General features: G+C 44.8%; 19 protein-coding genes. 12 read left to right on the top strand and 7 right to left on the bottom strand.

Annotated elements, in window-relative coordinates:
- Window positions 1-33: 33 nt before the first annotated feature.
- Window positions 34-2,199, top strand: coding sequence for an AsmA family protein (locus L1D15_RS10245; RefSeq protein ID WP_239875528.1), 2,166 nt, complete (start codon window positions 34-36; stop codon window positions 2,197-2,199).
- Between the two features lie 97 nt (window positions 2,200-2,296).
- Here L1D15_RS10245 and L1D15_RS10240 read toward each other — a convergent pair whose 3' ends face one another.
- Both L1D15_RS10240 and L1D15_RS10235 read right to left on the bottom strand, forming a co-directional pair.
- Window positions 2,297-3,211, bottom strand: coding sequence for an ROK family protein (locus tag L1D15_RS10240; RefSeq protein WP_239875527.1), 915 nt, complete (start codon window positions 3,209-3,211; stop codon window positions 2,297-2,299).
- Between the two features lie 10 nt (window positions 3,212-3,221).
- Window positions 3,222-4,232 carry a hypothetical protein gene (locus L1D15_RS10235; protein ID WP_239875526.1) on the bottom strand — a complete coding sequence of 337 codons (1,011 nt, stop codon included), beginning with the start codon at window positions 4,230-4,232 and terminating at the stop codon, window positions 3,222-3,224.
- Between the two features lie 476 nt (window positions 4,233-4,708).
- Here L1D15_RS10235 and L1D15_RS10230 point away from each other — a divergent pair, with 476 nt between their 5' ends.
- The 9 genes from L1D15_RS10230 (at window position 4,709) to L1D15_RS10190 (ending at window position 16,750) form a co-directional block, all read left to right on the top strand.
- Window positions 4,709-5,443, top strand: a complete 735-nt coding sequence (locus L1D15_RS10230; RefSeq protein ID WP_239875525.1) for an N-acetylmannosamine-6-phosphate 2-epimerase — start codon at window positions 4,709-4,711, stop codon at window positions 5,441-5,443.
- Window positions 5,443-6,378: an ROK family protein gene (locus tag L1D15_RS10225; protein WP_239865603.1), complete on the top strand. Its 936-nt coding sequence runs from the start codon at window positions 5,443-5,445 to the stop codon at window positions 6,376-6,378. The genes L1D15_RS10230 and L1D15_RS10225 overlap by 1 nt, the downstream gene beginning before the upstream one ends.
- 29 nt (window positions 6,379-6,407) lie before the next feature.
- On the top strand, window positions 6,408-8,936 hold the full coding sequence (locus tag L1D15_RS10220; protein ID WP_239875524.1) for a glycoside hydrolase family 38 C-terminal domain-containing protein: 2,529 nt from the start codon (window positions 6,408-6,410) through the stop codon (window positions 8,934-8,936).
- Window positions 8,937-9,012: 76 nt separating this feature from the next.
- Window positions 9,013-10,383 carry a transporter gene (locus tag L1D15_RS10215; RefSeq protein WP_239865608.1) on the top strand — a complete coding sequence of 457 codons (1,371 nt, stop codon included), beginning with the start codon at window positions 9,013-9,015 and terminating at the stop codon, window positions 10,381-10,383.
- 57 nt (window positions 10,384-10,440) lie between these two features.
- On the top strand, window positions 10,441-12,567 hold the full coding sequence (locus L1D15_RS10210; RefSeq protein WP_239875523.1) for a hydantoinase/oxoprolinase family protein: 2,127 nt from the start codon (window positions 10,441-10,443) through the stop codon (window positions 12,565-12,567).
- A gap of 13 nt (window positions 12,568-12,580) precedes the next feature.
- Window positions 12,581-13,165, top strand: coding sequence for a hypothetical protein (locus tag L1D15_RS10205; RefSeq protein WP_239875522.1), 585 nt, complete (start codon window positions 12,581-12,583; stop codon window positions 13,163-13,165).
- Window positions 13,152-14,492 carry an FAD-dependent oxidoreductase gene (locus tag L1D15_RS10200; protein WP_239875521.1) on the top strand — a complete coding sequence of 447 codons (1,341 nt, stop codon included), beginning with the start codon at window positions 13,152-13,154 and terminating at the stop codon, window positions 14,490-14,492. Before L1D15_RS10205 ends, L1D15_RS10200 begins: the two co-directional genes overlap by 14 nt.
- A gap of 1 nt (window position 14,493) precedes the next feature.
- The gene (locus L1D15_RS10195; protein WP_239875520.1) at window positions 14,494-16,008 is read left to right on the top strand and encodes a DUF4127 family protein; all 1,515 of its coding nucleotides are present in this window, start codon (window positions 14,494-14,496) and stop codon (window positions 16,006-16,008) included.
- Entirely contained in the window at window positions 16,001-16,750 is a 750-nt protein-coding gene (locus L1D15_RS10190) for a MurR/RpiR family transcriptional regulator (RefSeq protein ID WP_239875519.1), read from the top strand. The genes L1D15_RS10195 and L1D15_RS10190 overlap by 8 nt, the downstream gene beginning before the upstream one ends.
- A gap of 88 nt (window positions 16,751-16,838) precedes the next feature.
- Here L1D15_RS10190 and L1D15_RS10185 read toward each other — a convergent pair whose 3' ends face one another.
- Both L1D15_RS10185 and cobO read right to left on the bottom strand, forming a co-directional pair.
- Window positions 16,839-18,866 carry a family 10 glycosylhydrolase gene (locus L1D15_RS10185; protein WP_239875518.1) on the bottom strand — a complete coding sequence of 676 codons (2,028 nt, stop codon included), beginning with the start codon at window positions 18,864-18,866 and terminating at the stop codon, window positions 16,839-16,841.
- Window positions 18,867-19,179: 313 nt separating this feature from the next.
- Entirely contained in the window at window positions 19,180-19,785 is a 606-nt protein-coding gene (gene cobO / locus L1D15_RS10180; RefSeq protein WP_239865622.1) for a cob(I)yrinic acid a,c-diamide adenosyltransferase, read from the bottom strand.
- Between the two features lie 98 nt (window positions 19,786-19,883).
- On the opposite strand from cobO, the gene L1D15_RS10175 reads away from it, so the two are divergent.
- Entirely contained in the window at window positions 19,884-20,336 is a 453-nt protein-coding gene (locus tag L1D15_RS10175; protein ID WP_239875517.1) for a low molecular weight protein-tyrosine-phosphatase, read from the top strand.
- 1 nt (window position 20,337) lies between these two features.
- Here the strand turns inward: L1D15_RS10175 and L1D15_RS10170 are convergent, their stop codons facing one another.
- From L1D15_RS10170 to sodB, 3 genes are all read right to left on the bottom strand, one after another.
- Complete coding sequence (locus L1D15_RS10170; protein WP_239875516.1) at window positions 20,338-21,000, bottom strand: SDR family oxidoreductase; 663 nt, start codon at window positions 20,998-21,000, stop codon at window positions 20,338-20,340.
- Window positions 21,001-21,198: 198 nt separating this feature from the next.
- Entirely contained in the window at window positions 21,199-21,708 is a 510-nt protein-coding gene (locus tag L1D15_RS10165) for a VC2046/SO_2500 family protein (protein ID WP_239865629.1), read from the bottom strand.
- A gap of 131 nt (window positions 21,709-21,839) precedes the next feature.
- Window positions 21,840-22,424, bottom strand: coding sequence for a superoxide dismutase [Fe] (sodB, locus tag L1D15_RS10160; protein ID WP_239875515.1), 585 nt, complete (start codon window positions 22,422-22,424; stop codon window positions 21,840-21,842).
- 268 nt (window positions 22,425-22,692) lie between these two features.
- On the opposite strand from sodB, the gene L1D15_RS10155 reads away from it, so the two are divergent.
- Complete coding sequence (locus L1D15_RS10155) at window positions 22,693-23,028, top strand: Grx4 family monothiol glutaredoxin (protein ID WP_045974984.1); 336 nt, start codon at window positions 22,693-22,695, stop codon at window positions 23,026-23,028.
- The last annotated feature ends 39 nt before the right edge of the window (window positions 23,029-23,067 follow it).

Raw genomic sequence — 23,067 nt, 5'->3', positions numbered from 1 at the left:
TCTGGCAATACCCGAATAGCAAGGATAATGCTGATGAAGAAACTGTTCCTATTTATAGCGATTCCTCTAGTAATCATTATCGGTGCTCTATTGGCACTGGTACTTTTGGTTAACCCAAACCAATTCAAACCTCTTATTGTTGAGCAAGCGCAGAAACAAACTGGCCTTGAGCTAGTGATTGAAGGCGATATCAGCTGGCAATTCTTCCCATCTATCGGCTTTGAGCTTGGTAAAACGGAACTGCGTAACCCGCAGGGTTTTAGCCAGCCAAACTTGTTCAAAGTTGAAACGGTGGGCATTGATGTGTCCGTTATGCCTTTATTCAGCCAACAGCTTGAAATTGGCAACATCACTTTGGATGGCGCAGAGTTTTACTTAGAAACACTCAAAGATGGTCGTAAAAACATCGATGCTTTGACTCAGGCACAAACTACGCAAGCGGAATCTGCCGCAGCGGATACGCCAAAGAGTGAAGCGCCAGTTGAAGCAACCTCGACAGAGCCTGCTGCTGATCCAGCATCTGCTTGGACGATCAATCTTGCCGGTGTGACAGTCTCTAATACTGCGGTTGAAATCCAGGATAAGCTGGCTGGTTCGTACACTAAGCTCTACGATGTGTCGCTCAACTTGTCGGAGTTTGCGGTAGATACTTGGACCAAGGCCGATTTTGCCGCTAAAGGCGAAAACAACCAGCAAAAGTTCACGGCGCAAGGCAGTGCCGAGCTTAAGCTAGCAAAAGGTTTTGCTGAGTATGCGCTGCGTAATATTGATCTTAATGCGAGCTTTAGCGATCCGGCAACCAAGATGGATTCAATCAAGCTAGGGTTGGAAACGTTTGAGTTTGATAAAGCCAATGCGTTGACTTACAGCATTGCAGGTCAAGCGTCTGGCCTAGACATTAATATGAAAGGCGCTGGTGCACTGACGGTCGACAAAGCGATTTCTAAAGTGATGATGAATCAACTGACTTTGGATGCAACATTCAAAGGTGACTCGCTGCCTCAATCACCAATGAAAGTGGATATGGCGTCTGATTTGACGTTTGATCTGACAAAAAGCCACTTGAGCTTTGTGCTAGAGAAGTTAACCGCCAACGCACTTGCTTTCGATGGTAAGGCGGATGTGACGCTAGGTGATATTCCAAAAGTGCGCTTTGCACTGCACAGTCCAAATATTGATTTGGATGAGTTTCTTGGTCTCAATAAGCCAGCAGAGAATACTTCAACATCAGGTACGGCAGGTACGCAAAATACAGGCTCGACAAGTTCTAATAGCGCTTCTGCATCGACAAGTAAGCCACAGGCCGAAGTAGAACCGGATCTGTCAGCGTTGAAGACGTTGGATGTCAAAGGTGACATTACTATTGATAAGTTCAAAGCCAGCAACGCCAGAATGCAGAAAGTTAAAGCGAGCTTCAACATCAATCGTGGTATCGCAGAGTTGACATCGTTCACGTCAGACTTGTACCAAGGTTCAATTTCAGCAACCGCTAAATTGGATGCACGTAAGAGCCCAGCCTCTTACACGGCGAAGAAACAAATCAAAGGGGTGAAAGTTCAGCCGTTACTCAAAGATGTGGTAAACAATGACAAGCTGGAAGGCACAGGTAATATTGATGTTGACGTTAAAGGCAGTAGTCTGACGCCAACGGGTATTCAGAAAAACTTAATCGGGACTATTGGTATTAATTTCACCGATGGCGCGGTTAACGGCATTAATGTGGCACAGTTAATTCGTGAAAACTACGCCAAGATAAAAGGCCAGAAAGTCGAGTCGACCAACGAGCCCCAAAAGACGGATTTCAGTGCGATGAAGGCGACACTGAAACTGAACAAGGGCAATGTGTCGACCAAAGATTTAACCATGCAATCACCACTGCTGCGCATTCGTGGTAATGGTAGCGCCAATTACCTGAATCAAACCGTCGACTTCACGGTTAGCACTTCAATCGTTGGCTCGCTAGAAGGTCAGGGCGGTAAAGACATTGATGAGTTGCGTGATGTAACGATTCCAATCAACATCTCTGGGTCTTGGCAGCAACCTAAGTTCAAGTTGGTTTTCGATGATGTTCTGAAGCAAAAAGCGCAGAAAGAAATTGATCGCGGCCTGAAGAAGCTTGATGAGAAACTGGGCGACAAGATTAAGGATGAGAAGACCAAAGAAGCAGTTAATGGCTTACTGAAAGGGCTGTTTAATTAACCCTTCCAAGTAAACTGGCTTGATGCGATGGACGCGAGTTGTACGGTGCATCCATCGCATCAAAGTTAGTTTAATAATAGAGTCAGAGGTTTCGTCGTTAAGCACTAACTCTATTGTGTGTATTTAGGAATGCCGCACCTCTCACACCACTATCATCCCCCAACTCAGCTTTTAGAATGGGAGTATTACAATATCCCCCGAAAACATACTTAGGGAGATAATTAGGTAAATGTCGGTAAATTGAAGCTATGTTTGACATCCCCCCGCCTAACACAATGGCAGCAGGGTCAAAAACATTAATGATTTGAGATAATGCGCGCGCTAATTGATCCAAATAGAGTTCGAAATGCTGCGAAGCCGTGTCACTTTTATCAACTAACTGCATGATTTCTTGGCTAGTAAAGTCAGTTTGGTTTGCGCTGTTATAGCGTTTCGCAAATCCAGTCCCAGAAAGAAAAAGTTCGTTGCATGCACTGTTACCACAATAACAAGGTTCGGCTTCTCCATCTTTTTCTGGGGAATAGAATGCAAGCTGATTATGGCCCCATTCACCAGCAACATTGTTTGGCCCTTTTACTAATTCCTTCTGATAGACTAGGCCACCGCCACACCCTGTACCGATTATGACACCAAATATTGAGTGATGGTTGTTACCTGCCCCAAACATCGCTTCACTTAGGGCAAAACAGTCCGCATCATTGGCAATTTGTATAGGCCTATCAAAATGGTTTTCCAGATCTGACTTTAAGTTTTGTCCATTCGCGACCAATATATTAGAGTTCTTAATATTGTTAGAAACCGGACAAATCGCACCTGGTATTCCTACCCCTATATTCAGCTCATCAGTTGCTTTAGCCAATACTTGACTAATCACGTTGATCACGTGCTCAAGAAAACTTGTATAGTCGTTTTTAACCGTTTTAGTACGCTCATAATGAAGTTGTTGACCAGCTTCATTAAATAGAGCTGCTGAGGTTTTGGTCCCACCTATATCTAGGCCTATATACTGCATGCTTTCTCCCTTATTTACCCAATGGAACGTTGATGGTGAGTGTTGCTATGGTTTCTCTTCGACCATATTTACCGCCTACGTACATGCTGTCGTTGTAGTGATAATCCCACAGGTCTTGGCCAATTAATCCCTTAATAGAGATACCGTTGTCGAGAGTCTTGGTGTAGCTAGTTTCTAGACGGGTATAGAATTCAACAAACTTGTCTCTCAGTACTTCTGTTGAGTCTTCCATACCAAGGTAGAACTCTAGTTTGTTGTGCCAAGTTACCTTGAAACCGCCTTCTTTATAGAGGTCTAGCCAAGTTTCGTTTTCAGAGCCGTAGTGATATTTAATGCCATCGCCAGCCATTGTATCTAGGTAGTTACGGAAGCTGAACATAGAAGAAAAACGGTCGTTCCATTTAGAAACGAGGAAGAAGTTCATTACCTGCTGACGATGACCTGTGTAATTACCGCCACTATGGAATTTACTCGATTCACCCAAAACTATGTATTCCGTTAATAGAGGACGGAAGTTGAGAGTATGCTGACCCTGGTCCCACGGAGTTAAACCATCGGGAAACGAAGTCAGAAAATCGAATTGTAAATAGTAGTCGTTGGAACTCCAGTTTAGGTCACCAGTGGTGTTTTTGAAGTTCCAATCACCTTCCCATGCTAAAGCGGGGCGGAACTTCCAGTCACGTCCAAGGAATTTGAACCCATCATAGTGAAATCTTAGGTGCGCTTCATGATCCCAGTGGTAACCATTTTTAAAGAAATCGTCACCTTCGTCTGTGAAATAGTCAATGCGGCGTAAGTCGAGCCATAGGTCACTTCCTTCCGTGAGCTGTAGCATACCTTGCAATAGTTTCTTATTCACTTCCACTTCATCACGAGTGAAAGGATCAGGAGCATTATTGTAGTCATAGCTGAAATGTCTAAGCTCGGTTTCATTTTGAATCCAACCACCGTCGGCTAAAGCATGAGTGGAGGCCACAGAACATAATGATAGGGTAAGTAGGGAAAGAGTTTTGTTTCTCATTGTTATCTGTTATCCGTGAAAGAATGTCGAGACGGATTGTTTATGAAAAAATGAGTAAGTTCGTTTTTCTGATTTGATTAATTTATAGAAAGAGATTTGTATCACTTAAAAGTCACATTTCAATTTGATGAATTGTGATTTGTATCACCTCGGAAAAGATGTGATGAAGGTTGCATTATTCTGTTTGCTTCTATTTTATTGCTTTTAAATCAATTACTTATATTTTTTATTCTTAAAATAAAAAAGTTCCCTAAAATTTAAGAACAACCACTTAGCACTATAGTTTTCAGGGAATGAAAATTCATGTGTGATCTAGATGGCTATATTTTCTAATAACCATGAAGTTTATGAGACTTTGATCACCTTAGTGACAAAATTAGTCATTAGATGACGAATGACTGAAAAAAAAAATTAATCTGGCTTCAACGAAATTAAGAAACGCACGCTCCCGAATTGCCTTAAGTTATTGATATTAAATGGCTGATGGTGATTTGGTCGAGCTGAGGCTTATTGAGGTCAGTATGTTGATGTCCGTTAAAGGCGAGCTAATCGCTTCAGTACAAGCACTTTCACATGAACCACTGTTTGGTTCAGAAACCATGGTTAAAATGGCAAAAGCGGTCATTGAAGGCGGAGCAAAAGCTCTTAGAATTCAGTCTGTTGATGATATTAAAGCGGTCAAGCAAGCTTTTCCTAGTGTTCCTGTCATTGGTTTGATTAAACAGGATTACAGCGATTCCGAAATTTTTATTACTCCTACGTCAAAAGAGGTTCAGGCCATCATAGATGCGGGTGCCGATATGATTGCTCTGGATATGACAGGTAGAGATCGACCGAATGGTGAGTCCATCGAGAGCCTTATTGAACTTATCCGCGGTACTTCTTGCCTCATCATGGCCGATATCGCCACTTATGAACAAGGGGTTGAAGCTGAGAGATTGGGCGTAGATTGTGTGTCCACTACTTTATCTGGCTATACGCCCGATACGGCGCATTTTGGTGATGCTCCTGATTTTGTATTGATTCGTCGACTAAGCCAAACCCTAACGATTCCAGTCATTGCCGAAGGTCGCATCGGCACTCCTACCCATGTTTCTCAAGCTTTGGCTGCAGGTGCTTGGACTGTGGTTGTTGGCTCTGCAATTACTCGTCCTCAATTGATTACTAAGAAATTTGCGGACGCAATGCAAGCAGAGAAGGAGCTAATCTAATGACAGAACTCGCACTTGGCTTGGATTTGGGGGGAACGAAGATCCGTGCCGGTTTAATAGACAGTGAAGGTAAGCTCATTGTTGCGAACACCTCAGCGACAGATATTAGCCAAGGTCGTGAAGGCATATTGAACAGCATCATTGCCGCTATTGTCCCGCTTTTGACACGTGCTCGTCGTGAAAAGAAGCTCCTACTTGGTATCGGTGTTTCTGCCGCTGGTGTGATTAATGTGCGCTCTGGCTCAGTATTGGACGCGACCGATAGTTTGCCTAACTGGAAAGGAACCCGACTTGGCTATTTGCTCGAAGAAGAGTTTGGTATCCATGTGGGGACTGATAACGACGTGAACTGTGCACTGCTTGGTGAGCAATGGTTAGGTGGTGCAGAGAGCTACAACAGCGTAGTTATGTTGACTTTAGGCACCGGGCTTGGCGGTGCCATGCTAAACAACGGACAGATGTTACATGGCTCAAGCTATCTTGCGGGGCACTGGGGACGAATGGAGGTCCCACACCCTTATCGACCGCAGATGAATGTCCCTCTTGAGTCTTTGCTGTCTGGCACAGGATTAAGAGAAACCTTGTTGTTCCAACTTCCAGAGAGTGAGCATGATCGCTATCCCGATGGGTTGAGTGTGATTCAGGCGTACGCGGAGCGAGATCCAAAAGTGATCGCAACGGTTGAAGATTTCATGCGTTTGCTAGCCCGCACCATCAGCAATATTCGTTGGACGGTGGATCCTCAGTTAGTGCTTCTAGGTGGCGGCATGATCAACTCGCGCGAATATTGGTGGGATTTGATGAACCAATATCTAAAAGAGATGGGTGTCATGACGCCAGTTCGACCAGCCACTCTAGGTAATGACGCCGGCATGTATGGCGCTGCAAAAATGGTGTTTAACCATTTTGAAGAACTCAAACAGCAGCGCGATTAACGCTGAATCTCTATTTAAGGACTGAAATTATGTCAAAGAAAATCTGTTCGGTTGTATTCCAAACTCACTGGGATAGAGAGTGGTACCTTCCTTTCGAAACTTTTCGTGCTCGCCTGATTCGTGTGATGGAACGCGTTGTCGATGCTTTAGAAAACCATGAGCTAGAGAGTTTTCTTTTTGATGGCCAAGTGGTTGCAGCGGAAGACTTACTAGAAGCGTGTGAACCAGAACTGGCGGAAAAGCTACACCGATTGATGCAAGAAGGGCGTTTGATCTTGGGTCCATGGTATGTCATGGCGGATGAGTTCTTGTGCAGTGGTGAAAGCTTGATCCGTAACCTAGAGATTGGACGCAAGCTGGCACACTCATTGGGTAATTATCAAAAAGTAGGTTATTTACCGGATACCTTTGGTCATATAGGTCAAATGCCACAACTGCTTTCAGGCTTTAACATCAACAATACAGTGTTATGGCGCGGAATTGATGCTGACCAATCCGAGTTGCGTTGGAAAGGTGCTGATGGCAGCGAGATCTTTATTCTGTTTTTGACTGAAGGCTATTATCAGCATCCGCTGAACACGCAAGACTTTTCGCAAAACATTGACGTTTATCTGAACAAGATCACTGAGCGTGCAACAACAGATAAGCTACTGCTAACCCAGGGTGGTGATCACCTTCGTCCCGCCAATGGCAATATGGCTGAGCGTATTGAAGCTTTCAATGCTTCTCGTGATGACATTGAGCTTACACAGAGTAGCTTAGAGACGTATTTGAATGAGCTAGAAGTGGAAGTGTCGCAAGAGTTGCCAACCGTAGAAGGTGAGCTTCGCGGAAACGATCGCGCTTTTGTGTTGCCGGATGTGCTTTCTACTCGTCGTTACCTCAAGCAACTTAACCAAGAAGCGGAAGATACGCTAACACGTAAAGTGGAACCGCTACTGGCTATGGCACCAGTAGAGAACTATCCCACTCGTTACCTTGAACAGAGTTGGAAGACTTTGCTAAGCCAACATGCTCATGACTCCATCTGTGGTTGCTCAGTGGATGAGGTTCACCGTGAAATGGTGACTCGGTACGAGAAACTGGCTCAGCGCAGTCAAGCAATGATGGACATGGCGCTACTCTCTCTAGGTTGCACCAATGATGAGTTGAGTGCGCAAGATGCGGTGAACCCATTTGCTGATCACACTCAGTTCTCTATTTTCAATCCAAATCCGAAAGATTTCAGCGGTTGGGTAACCGAGCGCGTTTTCCTAAAAGGTGATGAAGCGTACGGTCTTGAACTAATCACTCAAAGTGGTGAGACAGTGACGCCAGTTATCACCAAAGCAGAACCAGGCTTTAGCTTTACTTCTCCTATCGATGACTTCCCAGACAGAGTCGAAGGTGTTTGGTATGACATTGCGTTTCAAACTGAGGTAAATGGTCTTTCTTATGAAGCGTTTGAAGTGAACAAGTGTTTGACCTCAGAAGCAATTGAAACGACCAGCATGGCGTCAATTTGCAACGATTTCTATCAGGTCGAATGGTGTGAAGATGCGTCATTGAATGTGACTGATCTCAGAACGAATAAAGTATTTGATGGCTTGGGTCGCATCGAATCTTCTTTAGATTGCGGTGACAGTTATAACTACGCGCCAGCGCAAAATGATCAGATCACGGTCGCGCGTTTAGTGGGTGATGTACAAACCCGTCGCCACTCTGATTATTCAGAAATGAGTGCAGAGGTTGAATTGGTGCAACCTGCGGCCTTATCAAGTGATCGCCGGGGTGCGAGTAGTGATGTTGTTATTAGTTGTGGGCAGCTTAAGATCAAACTCTATCGTGATGCAGACTTCATCGATATGGATCTCAACTGGCATAACAAAGCGCAAGACCAACGTCTCTCTATACACTTCCCGACAGGCGAGGAGCTAACGGAGACCTTTGCAGACAGTGCTTTTGAAGTGGCCAGCCGTCCGGTGGTTTACCAAGACAATCAAAGAGTGCTACCAAATAAAGAAGCACGCGTTTCAGTAAACCCGAGTCAATCATTTGTATCTGGAGGTGAGCTGCAGCTCACTCATCTAGGCGTGCCTGAATACCGTGTCGTTAAACGTGATAGCGATGAGTTGGCTATAACACTGTTGCGTAGTGTGGGTTGGTTATCTCGACGAGACTTCTCGACTCGTGGCAATGGTGCCGGACCTGATCTGCCTACTCCTGAGGCACAATGTTTAGGCGAACATCACTATCTGTTGCGTCTTCATATCGGTAGTGCAAGCCCAGAGATATTGTGCCAGCGTGCAGAACTGCTTCGCTACTCACCCTTTATGGTGAAGGGCCACAGTACCAACTGGAATACTCCTGTTCGCCTTATTAATCACGCACTGCAAGTTTCGTGTGTGCGACGCATAGGTGAGGAGCTGGAGGTTCGAGTTTGGAACCCGAGTGGTCAAGAGCAACCTCTCTCTCTCGATAAAGATTACCGCGTGGTGAACTTTATCGGTGAAGAGCAAGGGTTCCAATCCCACATTCAACCAAAACAGATTTTAACTTTGCGCTTTCCTGCGATGTAGAAGCGTTAGCGCACTTAAGAAATAGCGTGCCGGAGCAAGCTCCGGCCTCACACCCCTACACATAATGAGAATAACTATGACGAATTTAGAAATTTTTCGTTTACTGCTTATATCCTGCGTATTGATAGTTTTTGTTTACGCTATGATCACTAAGCGAATTTCCACTCTGATTGCTCTGCCTATTATGGGCGTGTTGACCGCAGTTATTGCTAGCGTTGGTGAAGTGCCTATGCTGGGTCTTTTTGCGCATGAAAATGCCAAAGGAGAAGAAGTTCAAGGCATTATGAACAGCGTTCTTGGCGACGGTGCTCGTATGATGGCTTCTACTATAGCGGCGACCATTTTTGGCGGGGCTTTTGCGGTGCTATTACGACGTGTAGGTGTCGCTGAAGCCATCATTAAAAAGGCAGCCGAGCTTGCCGGTGACCGAGTGCGTGTGATCGCATTTATTTTCTATGTGGCCACTATGATTATCTTCACTGCGATAGGTGGCCTAGGTGCGGTGATTCTTGTCGGCTCCGTTGCTCTGCCTATCATGATGACAGCAGGCATCTCTGGTGTAGTATCAGGCTCGATTATTCTTCTTGGTCTCACTACAGGCGGGGTTATGAACCCAGCAGGTTTTGCGTTCTTTGCAACGATTCTTGAACCTGTTATTGAAGGGGGTTATGAAGCGGCTTATGAAATTGTGGCGCGTATGGCTATCACTTTATTCATTATCTCTTTTATCGTCTCAGTGATTTATATCCTACTCAATGTTAAGAACAATCAGCGTAGTGCTTGGCATGCAAGAAAAACTCAATCCGCTTACGAGCTAAGCAATTGGGCCTTGCTTTCACCTATCGTTCCAGTTTTGCTAGTTTTAAGCTCAATTTATGTGATGCCACAAGTGGTGACTGCTGAGCTCGCCATTATTGCAGGTATTATCTACACCGTTTATGTGTGCAAAATTAAAGACAAGATCAATGCGATTGCTCAGTCTTTTGTCCAAGGTACACAAGAAGTAGCCGGCGCTATTGTACTGCTTATTGGCTTGGGTATTCTCATTCGTGGGGTTCAGTTCTACACCGTAACACCAATAATCGCACCGGCGATTGAAATGTTGGTGTCTATGCTGCAAAGCCCAATGACATATGTGATTGGCTTTACTCTAGCTACACCTTTAGTGCTTTATCGTGGCCCACTTAACTCTTGGGGTATCGGAGGTTCACTTCCAGCCATCTTTGCTACCGCAGGCTTCTCGCCAATCGCTGTGGTTTGGGTACTTCGTTCAACGGGAATGATGCAAGGCTTTGGTGACCCAACCAACTCACAAAATATCTGGATTGCAGACTTTGTTCAGGCCGATCCGAACGATATTACTAAGAGCTTGTTCTGGGTAGGCCTAGTGATCACCTTCATCGCTCTTGGCTATGCCATTTTAGTTGACCAAATCCCATTGATTTAACCACGGAGGGTGGGGCTACTCACCCCAATAAAGTAAGCGAAATAAAGGTACAAAGTTATGCGTAAAGTACGAATTGGTATTGATGTTGGCGGTACGTTCACTGATGCCGTGGTTATTGATAACACCAGTGGTGAAGTGATTGCCAAGGCGAAGAAACCAACCACACACCATCACAAAGATGGCGTAGCTCAAGGCATTGTTGAAATCATCAATGAAGTGCTAGACAACAATGGTATCTCACCAGAGCAAGTAGTTTTCATCGCTCATGGTACGACACAAGCAACCAACGCTCTTCTTGAAGGGGATGTGGCTAAAGTGGGCATCATTGGCATGGGTAAGAGTAAGGCTGCCCAAAATGAGCTGGATGTAAAAGATATTGAGCTTGCACCAGGTAAGTTTCTGCAAACGGAATCCATTTACTTTGATGTGGATGAGATCACCAAAGAGAAAGCTGACAAAGCTATCGATGAGCTCGTTAATAAAGGTTGTGAAGTGATTGTCGCGTCGGAAGCGTATGCGGTGGATGATCCTCATCTAGAAAAATTGGTGACCGATCTGGCGAAAGAGAAAGGTTTATTTGCCACCAGTGGTCATGAAATCTCTCAGCTTTACGGCCTGAGAATGCGAACTCGCACTGCGGTTGTGAATGCGTCATTGATTCCTAAGATGATTGAAACGGCAAACATGACTGAGCAGGTTGTCAAGAAGGTAGGTATTCCTTCAGAGCTAATGATCATGCGCGCCGATGGCGGTGTAATGTCGGTGAACGAAGTCCGTCAACGTCCTATCTTAACCATGCTTTCTGGTCTTGCAGCAGGTGTGGCTGGGGCTTTGATGTATGAAAAAATCTCAGACGGCGTGTTCTTTGAAGTCGGTGGTACTTCCATCGATATCTCGGTGATTAAAGATGGCAAGGTTATCGTCAATAATGCGCAAGTAGGTAAACATAAGACTTACCTAAAAGCATTGGATGTTCGTACTCTAGGTATCGCCGGTGGCTCAATGATTCGTATTGGCGATGGCAAGATTATTGATGTTGGCCCTCGCTCTGCACACCTTGCTGATAAGCACTATGAGTGCTTCGTTGATGAATCTGTGACTAACGCTAAGCTTCTGCAAATTACCCCAATGGAAGGTGACAGCCCAGATCACGCCATTATCACTTCAGATCAAGGGGAATACGCTTATACCCTAGCGGGCGCAGCGAATATACTTGGTTATGTCCCTGAAGATGATTATGCCTATGCCAACGTTGAAGCGGCGCGCGTGGCTTGGGAACCGCTCGCAGAATATTGCGGCAAGAGTGTTGAAGAAGTTGCTCGTGATGTGATGGATATCGCTTGTGAGAAGATCTGGAACATTGTTGAGCCAATGATCAAAGAGTACGAAGTGAACCCTGAGTACATCGAATTTGTTGGTGGTGGCGGTAGTGCAGCAATTACCACTTTTGCTTTGGGTGAAAAGTACGGCTTTAAAGCGAAAACCGCGAAGAATGCGCCATATATTTCCACTATCGGTGTGGCTATGGCCATGGTTCGTGAGCAGATTGAACGCTCTGTGGTGGACCCTTCCGCTTCTGATATCCAAAAAATTCGCTCGGATATTATGGATCAAATCATCGCCCAAGGTGCGAAAGAGGAGAGTGTTGAGATTGCCATCGAAGTCGATAAGCAGCGCAACATCTTAATTGCTACGGCCACAGGGGCTACTGAATTCAGTAATGACACGACTCAAGAGAAACTGACAGAGCAGGAGATTATCTGCAAAGTGGGAGAGGTCTTCTCCGTTGAACAGAATGCAGTCGAAGCGAAAGACTCAGTTGGTGCTTTCCAAATCGTTAAGGCGCGTAAAGAGACCCGCCGTTGTTTCAACCTGTTTAAGAGAGAAGAAAATCACTTCGCGGTAGTGAAAAGCGATGGAATGATACCGCTCAAGGTCAAGAATGCAAGACATATTAAGGTACCACGCAGCGGTTATAGCGACGCGATGAAAACCCTAGTTAGTGAGCTTTCGTCCTACTCTGATGCTGGTCAGTCTATCCCGAAAGTGTTCGCTTTTACTGGTTCGCGCATGTTTGATTACTCAGGCCTCTTTAGTTCAGAGCAGCTGACGTCCATGGTTGCTATGGATCTTGATCACCTAGATGCCCAGCAAGAAGTTTTGCTGGTCGCAGCGAAGAAATAAAAGCGAGGTCGTTATGAAGAGCGATATTGAATACGCGAAGATGCAGCTTAGCCTAGATAAGTACTTTGGCAAAATTCCGCCTGATATGCATTCAGGCATTATTGAGCAGGCACTGAATCTTGGCGAACGCGTGGCGAGTGAGTATCGCTCTATCGACCTCCGACAAGCTTTTTTTGATGCGGGCTATCGTATTGAATATACGCAAAATGCAAAGCAGATATTGACCCAAGGCCTGTTAATGAGAGCTGAGATCATCGAGGATAATCTCGGTAAGCGAGTGCTTATCTACCAGGACAGCGTTGAACAGGCGCTGTCAGACCTTGCTAAACAGGGTATTCAATCGACTAAAACTCAAATTGAACGCCTTTATCTGGCACATGAGTTCTTCCATCTATTAGAGATGGATGAACATATTTCTGATGATGTGCTTACTATGAAGGTGGAACGCCTCAAGATTTTAGGTAAGACTTTCTACGGTCGTTTACAGTCGCCTTCTGAGATCGCCTCTAACCGCTTTGCACAACGTGTATGTCAATGTGAATTTAACCCCTTATTGATTGACGAATTATTTATCGGAGATAGTGATGACTCCAACTAACACTTATTCTGGCTACGACGTAGTCGTGGTTGGCGGTGGTACATCGGGGGTGGCGGCAGCGCTCTCTGCAGCAAGGCAAGGCTTAAAAGTTGCCCTAATAGAAAAACGCATAGCGCTGACAGGGACTCAAGCTAACGCTATGGTAACGCCATTTATGCCCTCTCATGTGCATGGCTCAGAGACCGCAGACCTTTTGACTCAACGTTATCATCAGATGATGATGGGCAAAGGCAAGTTGACGCTGCCGGGTAAGATGGAGCTTTACTCACCGGAATCTTTTAAGCTTCTTAACGATCAAGTGCTAACCGAGTTTGGCGTGGAAATCTTCTATGACGCGACCCTAGTCAGTGCTCAAACGCAAGAGGGGAATATCAAATCAGTGACAGCGCTTATCTTTGATGATTTCTATGCGTTTGAAGCTAAGCAATTTATTGATGCCTCGGGGGATGCTCTACTGTCTCGGTTTGCGGGTGCTAAGACAGAAAAAGGCGATAAAGATGGTACTCGTCAATCCGTTTCGTTTCGCTTTGAAGTGTCGAATATTGACTTTGGGCGTCTTCGTGAGTTTTTGAAAGCAGCGAATTACACCTTTTGCGATCCTAGCGACGAGAGCTTTATGGAGTTTGTTCATGTTCCTGGTGTCGCGGCGTGTGGTACTTTGCTGGACTTGTTCCAAACCGCCATCGAAAGCGGTGAGATCACGCCTGAGATAAGCCGATATATTCAGGGCTTCTCAATGCCAGGTAAGCCAAATACCTTGTCTTTTAATAACCCGCAAATGCCGAATTTAGGTAATATCGAAGATCCAAGAGTGCTCTCTGAATATGTTCGCTATGGGCGTAATATGCAGCACCAGTTACTGGCGTTTTTGAACAAGAGAATTCCAGGTTTTGAGCAAGCGTTTATCTCTCAAGAAGCGAACATGCTTGGGGTACGTGAGTCTAACCGTGTGGTTGGTAAATACGTGATGACGGGCAGTGACTACGCTTCAAGACGTAAGTTTGATGATGGTGTTGCTCGCGGTGACTGGTATATCGATATCCACAGTGACGATCTAGAGGTAGAAAACGACACCTTTAAGAAGAAGTATGATAAGGGCGAATTCTACGAAATTCCTTATCGCTCGTTAGTTTGCCATGAAGTGAATAACCTATTGTTTGTGGGTCGAATCATCTCTTGTGATTTCAAGATGCAGTCCAGTATTCGAATTCAACACACATGTCGTGATATGGGAGATGCGGCTGGCCGTGCCTGTGCATTGGCATTGAAACTGGATGTTGCTCTTAATGAGCTGGATGGCACCTTACTAAAAGGGGAGATTCATTAAGATGAAAACACTATTTATTCCGCTTGATGAGCGCCCATGTAACTATCTATATCCTCAATATATTGCGGAAACCGCGGATATTGAGCTTATTACTCCGGCTATGGGGTTTCTAAGCAATAAGAAGCGCGCAGCAGACACTAACGCCTTATGGCAGTTCATGTTTGAGCATATTGAGAATGTGAACAATGTAGTTCTCTCTATGGATATGATGATGTATGGCGGTTTGATCCCATCTCGTCTGCATTATTTGTCAGAAGCTGATGTGGTGTCCTTTGAGTCCAATCTTCGTAAGCTGAAGAGCATCAATCCATCGGCAAAAATCTACGCTTATAACTGCATCATGCGTTGCCCAAGTTACAGCAGCAGTGATGAAGAGCCTGATTATTATGATGAATATGGGGCTGAGATTTTCCGAGGCAAATATCTGCAAGATAAGTCTGAGCGTGAGTCTCTGTCTGAGCAAGAAGCGCAAGAGCTTTCGAACTTGAAAGGCGCCGTTCCAAATTCGGTTATCTCTGATTTTGAAACTCGCCGCGGCTTTAACTCTCAAGTCAACCTGCTGGTGGCCCAGTTGGTGAAAGAGAAAGTGGTGGATTTTCTTGTGATCCCACAAGATGATTCCAGTCCCTTTGGTTACACCGCGATTGATCAGCAAAAAGTGATTGCCTACATCGAGAAAGAGTCGCTCTCTTTTGATATTGCTATCTACCCTGGTGCTGATGAAGTCGGTGTCACCTTGCTTTCTCGCGCTTTTAACGAGTATAAAAATCGTAAACCTAAGATCTATCCGTTTTATGCTTCTACTTTAGGTCCGCAAATCGTGCCGCTTTATGAAGACCGCCCGATGAATGAATCGGTCAAGTCACATATTCGAGCGGCAGGCGGGGTTTGGTGTGATAACGGTCAAGATGCCGATTTTATTTTGGCAATCAATTCACCGGGTAAGCTTATGCAAGAAGCGGCAAAGCAGAATGAGAAAGATCTGACGTACAGCTCCGGTCGAAACCTTGCCGATTTTGCTCTAAGAATCAGCGAATACATCGAGTCTGGCAAACCTGTAATGGTGGCAGACAGCGCTTTCGCCAATGGTGGCGATATTGAACTGGTGAGCTTTTTGGATAAGCTGCAAGTGTTGGGCAAATTGACCTCTTACAAAGGTTGGAACACCAACTGTAATACTTTGGGGACAACCTTAGGTGCGGGTATGATTGCTGAACTCGATAATGCGGCGCGTGTGAAAAATATCTGCTTTCATGTGTTAGAAGATGTTTGCTACCAATCGGTAGTAAGAAGCCAGCTTCTCAATCGCTATTTTAGTCAAGCCAGTTTTGGTCATACTAACTATGCGCCAGAGCAAATTGATGAAGCAATGCAGTTTGCTAAAGACGCTTTGCTTTCGCAATACAGTAAGATTACCGCCCGTTCTCTGCCACAAAACATCGAACTCGAGGCGTTTTCACCTTGGCAGCGTACATTTGAAATAGGCTTGAAATTAAAGGTATTACAGAATGCATGAGTCAGCGCCGCTCCTTGCTACGCTGCGATTGATAAAGCCGGGCTTAAGCCCGGCTTTAACGCAGTTGGCGGACTTTATAGAAGATCACTTATCCGCCATTTCGCGAATGACAGTGACGGAACTTGCTGAAGAAGCGGCTGTGAGCGTATCCAGTGTTAGCCGGTTAAGTCGTGAGCTCGGTTATCGCAACTACGTTGATTTTAAAATGGCAGCACACTCTTCTATTTCTGTGCCAACTGCACCCAAAGGAGCCAATCACTGTGTGCTCGACGAAGCAGAGAAGTTTTTTGGTTTAACCAAAGAGTTACTCAATGAACTTAATCTGGATGAGCTGGGGGCTTATTTGCGTCGAAGCGAGTGTCTTTTTGTAGCAGGAGATGATGCGTTTCTCGTACAATCCTTTGTCGATGCCTGTTTGCAACAGGGTAAACGGGCGATCCCTTTGACACAAGCAGCCTACTTCCAGACGATGCTTAGCAAGTTGAGCCACAAAGATATCTTTGTCTACATTGGTAGTGAAACGCCGAGTGGGGTGTGGCTAGAGATACTTGAAGCTTTGGCTGAGAAGGATTGCGTGACCTTGGCTATTTCTCCGATTTTATCTGAACCTACAAGAAATACCCATCTTGATTTCTGGGTGCCTATTATTTGTGAAGGAAGTGTAATTTTTAATAAAATCAATATATTGCTTACAATTGAGATATTGAGTAAGCAATTTAGTCATGGTGCGATAGTGAGTTGATATCACTATCGCATTGCAGGTATAAGTACGAAGGGTTGGAATCGTCTTCCAACCCTAGATTTATCCTAATGTGCAACGCAAGTATCATTCATCTTTCTTGATTGCTGCGAGCATGGTTGTTCCAATAGGCTGCATTCTGTAGGCGGTTTTCTAATCGATGTGCCACCCCTGTGTCCAATTCCCCATTGTCGGCTAATGCTCGAATGCTTACAGTTAGGCGAATAAATTCACTGTTTGGGATCAGCTCGCCGTTGCTGGCCATGTCTGCCAAGACTTGCAGCTCTGAGAGTAATGCTGTACCACTGTTTTCGCTTATTGCCTCTCTTGGAATATAGATACGAGTCAATTTATCTTGAATGTCTGTGAGCATCAAAACGACCCCCTCTAGTAAGTGTTCACCTGGGTTAAAAGCCACTTCGCGCCATGGCCCTTCTTTCAAGGCAGCTCGTGCTTCAGGTAGGTCTTTTCCTTGACCATAAGCGAACATGTTAACACCAGAAGTTTGGTAACGGCCTGCTAAGACATCTTTGACAGTGCCCATAGGGTCGATGTCATGGTAGAAAGAGTAAATGCCAGTGTAGTAGATGGTGCCTTTTGGCATCAGCTCTTTACTTGAATTGACATGTTCATGAATACTGTCGAAGTCATGTCCGTACGCTTGAGGGATCACACCATCGATGTCCTCTTTCCAATCTGCGATCATCGTCTCTTCTGGGCCAGGCTCTGGCGTAGCGGTGAACATAAAATCAGGATTCAGACGTTTAGCTTGAATCGCCAGCTTTTTAACGAATACATTTTCTTCTTCACGTATCCAATGCTGGTATTTTTTGAACTCTATGATGTCAGTACGCAGAATCTCAGTGTTTTCTATGCCAGAATCTTGTTGGTATTCTTTGAGTGCTAGTTCGTTAAACGAGAAGGCTTCAGCGTGTTCGTAGTGTGGGTAGCGCATATAGTCAATATTTAGACCTGTAATGGCATAGTTCTCCTGCATTTCACGATAAATTTCTAACATGTACTTTTGGACATCGTCTTGAACAATATCGAGCCAAAAGTAGCCGGACTGATTGTCAGGAATCACTTCACTATCCACATTACTGTTTTGGATCGCTAGCCAATGAGGATTGACGGTCAATTGAGGGGGTAGTGGTTCAACAAGATCAGGTGAGCCGACCATAAAGCCGTTAGTCCAGCCTTGAACTGTCATCCCTAGCTTTTCTGCTTCACCGATATAGGCGGCAAGAATGTCATTACCGTATACCCCATAACTTTTGTCACTAAAGTGAGGGTGCTGACTGGTCATGCCGTATTTTTTCATCACTTCACTTGGGTAGATGGTGTAACCCCAGAAAGTGACTTCTAAATAGATGCTGTTAAAACCTGAGTCGTGCATGCCTTGTACCGTTTCGATCACTTGGTCGAGATTCTGTTCTTCAGGGCGATGCCAAATAGCGCGTTGTTCGACAACTTCGGACTCAATCGTGTGGTAATAAGCACTATCTGCTACCTTTGCGGCTTTAAGATAAAGTGCATAGGCGCTAATTTCACTGCTTTCGCGAATGGTGTCACCAGCGGCTAAATATTGGTTTGCTTGAGTAAGAAATTGCTCTGCTTCCTGTTTTGGGAAGTCGTAATAGCCTTCATAAGCGCTTTCTATACTGGTTTCGGCAAAGGTAATGGCGTGTTGTGCCTGATAACGATAACTGTCCAAATCTGTACGAAGAGTCATAACCTTATTGGCTTCATCTAACTCGACCTTAGTACCGATAACTGCGTAGTCAGTTAAAAATGTGGCGCCTTCCCCGTGCCCACTTAAGACTAAGCCATGCTCCGGAATGTCTGAATCAGCACCACCAAGATGGGTCACAATCCCATCTTCTACCGTGACTTCGTAACCGTACTCGTTGGTTTGGGTTGAGTCACCAAAATCAGGGTCATAGACAATAAGTTCGTCGGTATCTCGGGGCTCATTGAGCAAATAGGTATGTTCGCCCACAGTGCCAATGTCTTTGCTATGAACTTGGTTATTCTCAGTGCTTTGACACACTACTGAGAAAGCTAACATACCGAAAAATAATAGATTTCTAGCGGTAGGTAACCAGCGTTTTATTAACATGATTCATCCTCTAAGTGGATTTGAGCTTGAGTAAGCGGAACTTAAGTTGAGATTTGAATCTTGGCTGGAGAATATGGATAAATGAAAGAACAGAAAATCAACTCTCGTTCTATGCTCACGCGATCAAGAGTTGATGGTAATTCGTTATTTCAAATTGTGGGTAAATTCTGAAACTATTATTCAGACAATGAGGTGAGATCACTCTAATTGTGAATTTTGTGACAGTCGCACCCCGGTAGAGTCACATTACGGGGAAAGGTGTTTCTGGGCCAACAGCCACTAGAAGTGTAGACTTCTAGTGGCTACAAGTAGATTACCAATCGACTCCTTTACGTGCTTTCACCCCAGATTCAAAAGCATGCTTGATGTTCTTCACTTCGGAGACAGTATCGGCCATTTCAATCAGAGTGCGATGTGCGCCACGACCAGTGATCACAACAGATTGCATCTTTGGTCGATTGTTTAATGCTTCGACGACTTCATCAAGATCAATGTAACCGTAACTGACCATGTAAGTTAATTCGTCAAACAGGATTACATCAATAGATTCGTCGCTCAGCATTCGCTTGCATTCTTGCCACACTTTTTGTGCGGCTTCGGTATCGGTGGCTTTATTCTGAGTTTCCCAAGTAAAACCAGTGGCCATGACTTGGAATTCGACTCCAAGTTTTTCTAGCAGATTACGCTCACCGTTATCCCATGTCCCTTTAATAAACTGGGCAACCGAGCATTTGAAACCATGGCCAACTGCGCGAGCGATAGTACCAAACCCTGAGGTGGACTTACCTTTACCGTTACCAGTGATGACAAGCAATAGGCCTTTTTCTTCCTGAGCAGCAGCAACTTTAGCGTCGATTTGCTCTTTAACTTTTTGCTGACGCGCTTTATGGCGTTCTTCTTTATGGCTTTCAGAGGTCACGGTAAATCCTTTTTAATTTAGTCAAACTGTGCCTATCATAGCGCATCTAAGGCAGAGCAAAAAACCATTGGTTTTAAAGGGAAAGGCTAGGAAAAGGTATGGCAAAGAAACTATTAGTTGTCTGTATGGGAAACATTTGTCGTTCACCCACAGGAGAGGCGATCCTTCGTGCGAAAGCTGAGCAAATGGGTGTTGACGTAGAGGTGGATTCAGCCGGAACAATTGGTTATCACCAAGGCAACCCACCAGATCCTCGCTCGAAAGCTGCGGGTGAGCAGCGAGGTTATTCATTCAAAGGGATTCGCTCTCGCAAAGTTGTGGATAGCGACTTTGAGTACTTTGATCTGATTTTAGCGGCTGATAGAGATAACTTGGCCGACTTGCAAGCGCAATGCCCATCACAATATCAAGATAAGCTCAGGCTGTTTCTTAGCTTTGGAGAAGCGAGTGAAGACGGAATCCCAGATCCTTATTACGGTGGTGATAAGGGGTTTGAGTTGGTGCTGGATTTGATCGAAGAAGCATCGGAAAAGCTTCTTCGATCTCTTTAGCTTAGGCGGCCATCACTCGGCCGCTGAAATAATCGTTTGAAACAATGTATTCCGTATTGCGGATCAACTCATCGTGGATTTTAGCCCAATGGGTGTCTTCTTGTTCGTAGCAAGGAACCACACCACCGACGCGAATGTTAAACGGCGTCAGCTCTTTGGCCCAACTTTGGGTGAAGCCAGCGACCATAGATGTTGCGTTTTCAAATCCGGACAAATCATGGTAATCCGCGTGAGCAATCACATTCACAATCACACCATTTTTCTTATCCTGACGCATTTTTTCCGCAGTCGCCTGACCAAAGCTAAATAATGTTGCGGCCATTAAAGATAAATGCTGGGTAAAGGCATCACCAGCCCGATCATCAAAGAATTTGGGCATCGTTTGACTGGTAAGGGCATTGATCAAAACGTCTGGCGAATGATGTACCGATTGATCAATAAATTCAAAAAGTGAGTGGATAGAATCCATCGAGTGATCCGGCAATGCGTATTGATATATGTCTGATGAAATGGCTTTGCAACGGACAAACGTTTCGTTCAGTTGAGCCGCGCTTTTATCACAAAGAACGACGGTGGCACCCAGTGAAGCAAAGTGCGTAGCAAGTGTACTACCAAGCTGTGAGCCTGCCGAAGTGATTAAAATCACGGCACTTTTTATATTCATATAGTGAGCCTCCGTCCATGGCTGAAAAGGTTGTCCACATAGCATGGTAGATTGCTTGTTACTTAAGTGTGAATAAGCTCAAATAACGTGTGTATATCTTGTGCTTGCGGTGAATAATTTGCACTCATTCACATTAATAAGTGATTGATTGAGTATTAGAGGAAAGGACGAACAGGTTTATGTGATCTTGATTGATCTTCAAACTTGCGTTTGGATTTGGAAGGTTCGCTGGGCTTTGATCAATTGGTTATAGAGATCGATTGGCATCAGTTCTTTTGCTTCTTTTTCACCTAGTTTCCGGCGCTGATGACCCGATAAATTATTGTAAATCTCTTCAGGAAAGTCGTGTGTGTCTTCCGGGAGGTATGTCAGAACTTCAGGGTGAAGGTAGTGAGTGAGCTTGGCGCTCGGTAAACCTGAGCGATGAAACATATCGGCTTGCATCGCCGAGATAGGATAGGAGTCCTGATCAGAGCGGATTTTCTGGGGTGGTGGTAACTCGAAACGGCGTCTTAAAGCTTCTTCGGTTGCGTCCTGTTCATTTATTTTTTCGATAGGTGTGTTATCGCGAACGTCGTCAGAAAACATTGATAGAATCAAAGCGAAATCGGCACGACGCCCTTCGTGAACAGCATGGTTAATCCCCTTGCCGAACTGAAGTTCGTTAATAATGCCCGCTTTGTCTAAGGTGTGAATCTGAGTTTGCATGTTACCTCGCTTGATGCCTATGTAGCGGCAATATCGAGGTGAACTTTAGGGAAATGACTGACTCGAAAAGAAAAAAGCCAGCTAAGTGCTGACTTTTTAAGCGACTAAATTTTAAATCCTATAGGGGAGGATTACTTAGCTAGGTTTTCTGCTACGAAGTCCCAGTTAACTAGCGCCCAGAAACCATTCATGTAGTCTGGACGAACGTTACGGTAATCGATGTAGTAAGCGTGTTCCCATAGGTCAACAGTAAGAAGTGGAGTTGTACCTTCTTCTGTTAGAGGTGTCGCTGCGTTAGAAGTGTTAACGATCTCTAGAGAACCGTCAGCTTTTTTAACTAGCCAAGTCCAAGAAGAACCGAAGTTGTTGATTGCAGAATCAGTGAACTTCGCTTTGAACTCTTCGAAAGAACCGAATGCAGCGTTGATTGCGTCTGCAACTGTGCCTGTTGGTTCACCGCCCGCGTTTGGAGCTAGACAGTGCCAGTAGAACGTATGGTTCCAGATCTGTGCTGCGTTGTTGAACACGCCACCAGTTGAGGTTTTGATGATTTCTTCTAGCGTTTTGCCTTCAAACTCAGTACCTGGGATAAGACCGTTTAGCTTAACTACGTAAGTGTTGTGGTGCTTACCGTGGTGGAAATCTAGAGTCTCTGCTGAGATATGTGGTTCTAGCGCGTCTTTCGCGTAAGGAAGAGCTGGTAGTTCAAATGCCATTACTCGATTCTCCATTGATATGAAAGAGTTAAACTCTCTCGATTGCTTCCAGTGTTATTAATTTATGATGGCTAGCTAAGTGCTAACCACGTCATTCTGCTGACTTGCGCTATAGTTTAGCAAGTTTTTACTTTATTAAAAGCATCACGACCAATTTCTATATGAAATTTCTTTATCATATAAAACCACAGACATTATAGGCTTTTTATTCTCAGACAATGGTTTAAAATATGTCAATAATTTGCAGTAACTCCATGAAGAGGAAGTAATGGAAACCATCGACAAAATCAAACAGCAAATCGAAGAGAACGCTATCCTTCTTTACATGAAAGGTTCTCCAAAGCTACCTAGCTGCGGCTTCTCATCTCAGGCTTCACAAGCACTTATGGCGTGTGGTGAAAAGTTCGCTTACGTGGATATTTTACAGAACCCTGATATTCGTGCTGAGCTACCAGCATACGCGCAGTGGCCGACATTCCCACAGCTTTGGGTTGAAGGTGAGCTGATTGGCGGCTGTGACATTATTATTGAGATGTTCCAGAAAGGTGAACTTCAGCCTCTAATTAAAGAAGCGGCTGAACGCGCAGGTACAGACGAAGAGTAATCAATAAACTACTGTTTAAATTTACAGTTTTTCTTGATT

It is taken from the genome of Vibrio sp. Isolate25, from assembly GCF_022398025.1.
GTDB classification, from domain to species: domain Bacteria; phylum Pseudomonadota; class Gammaproteobacteria; order Enterobacterales; family Vibrionaceae; genus Vibrio; species Vibrio coralliilyticus_A.
Note: the sequence above shows the minus strand (reverse complement) of the source record. Positions and strands in the feature narration are given on the sequence as shown.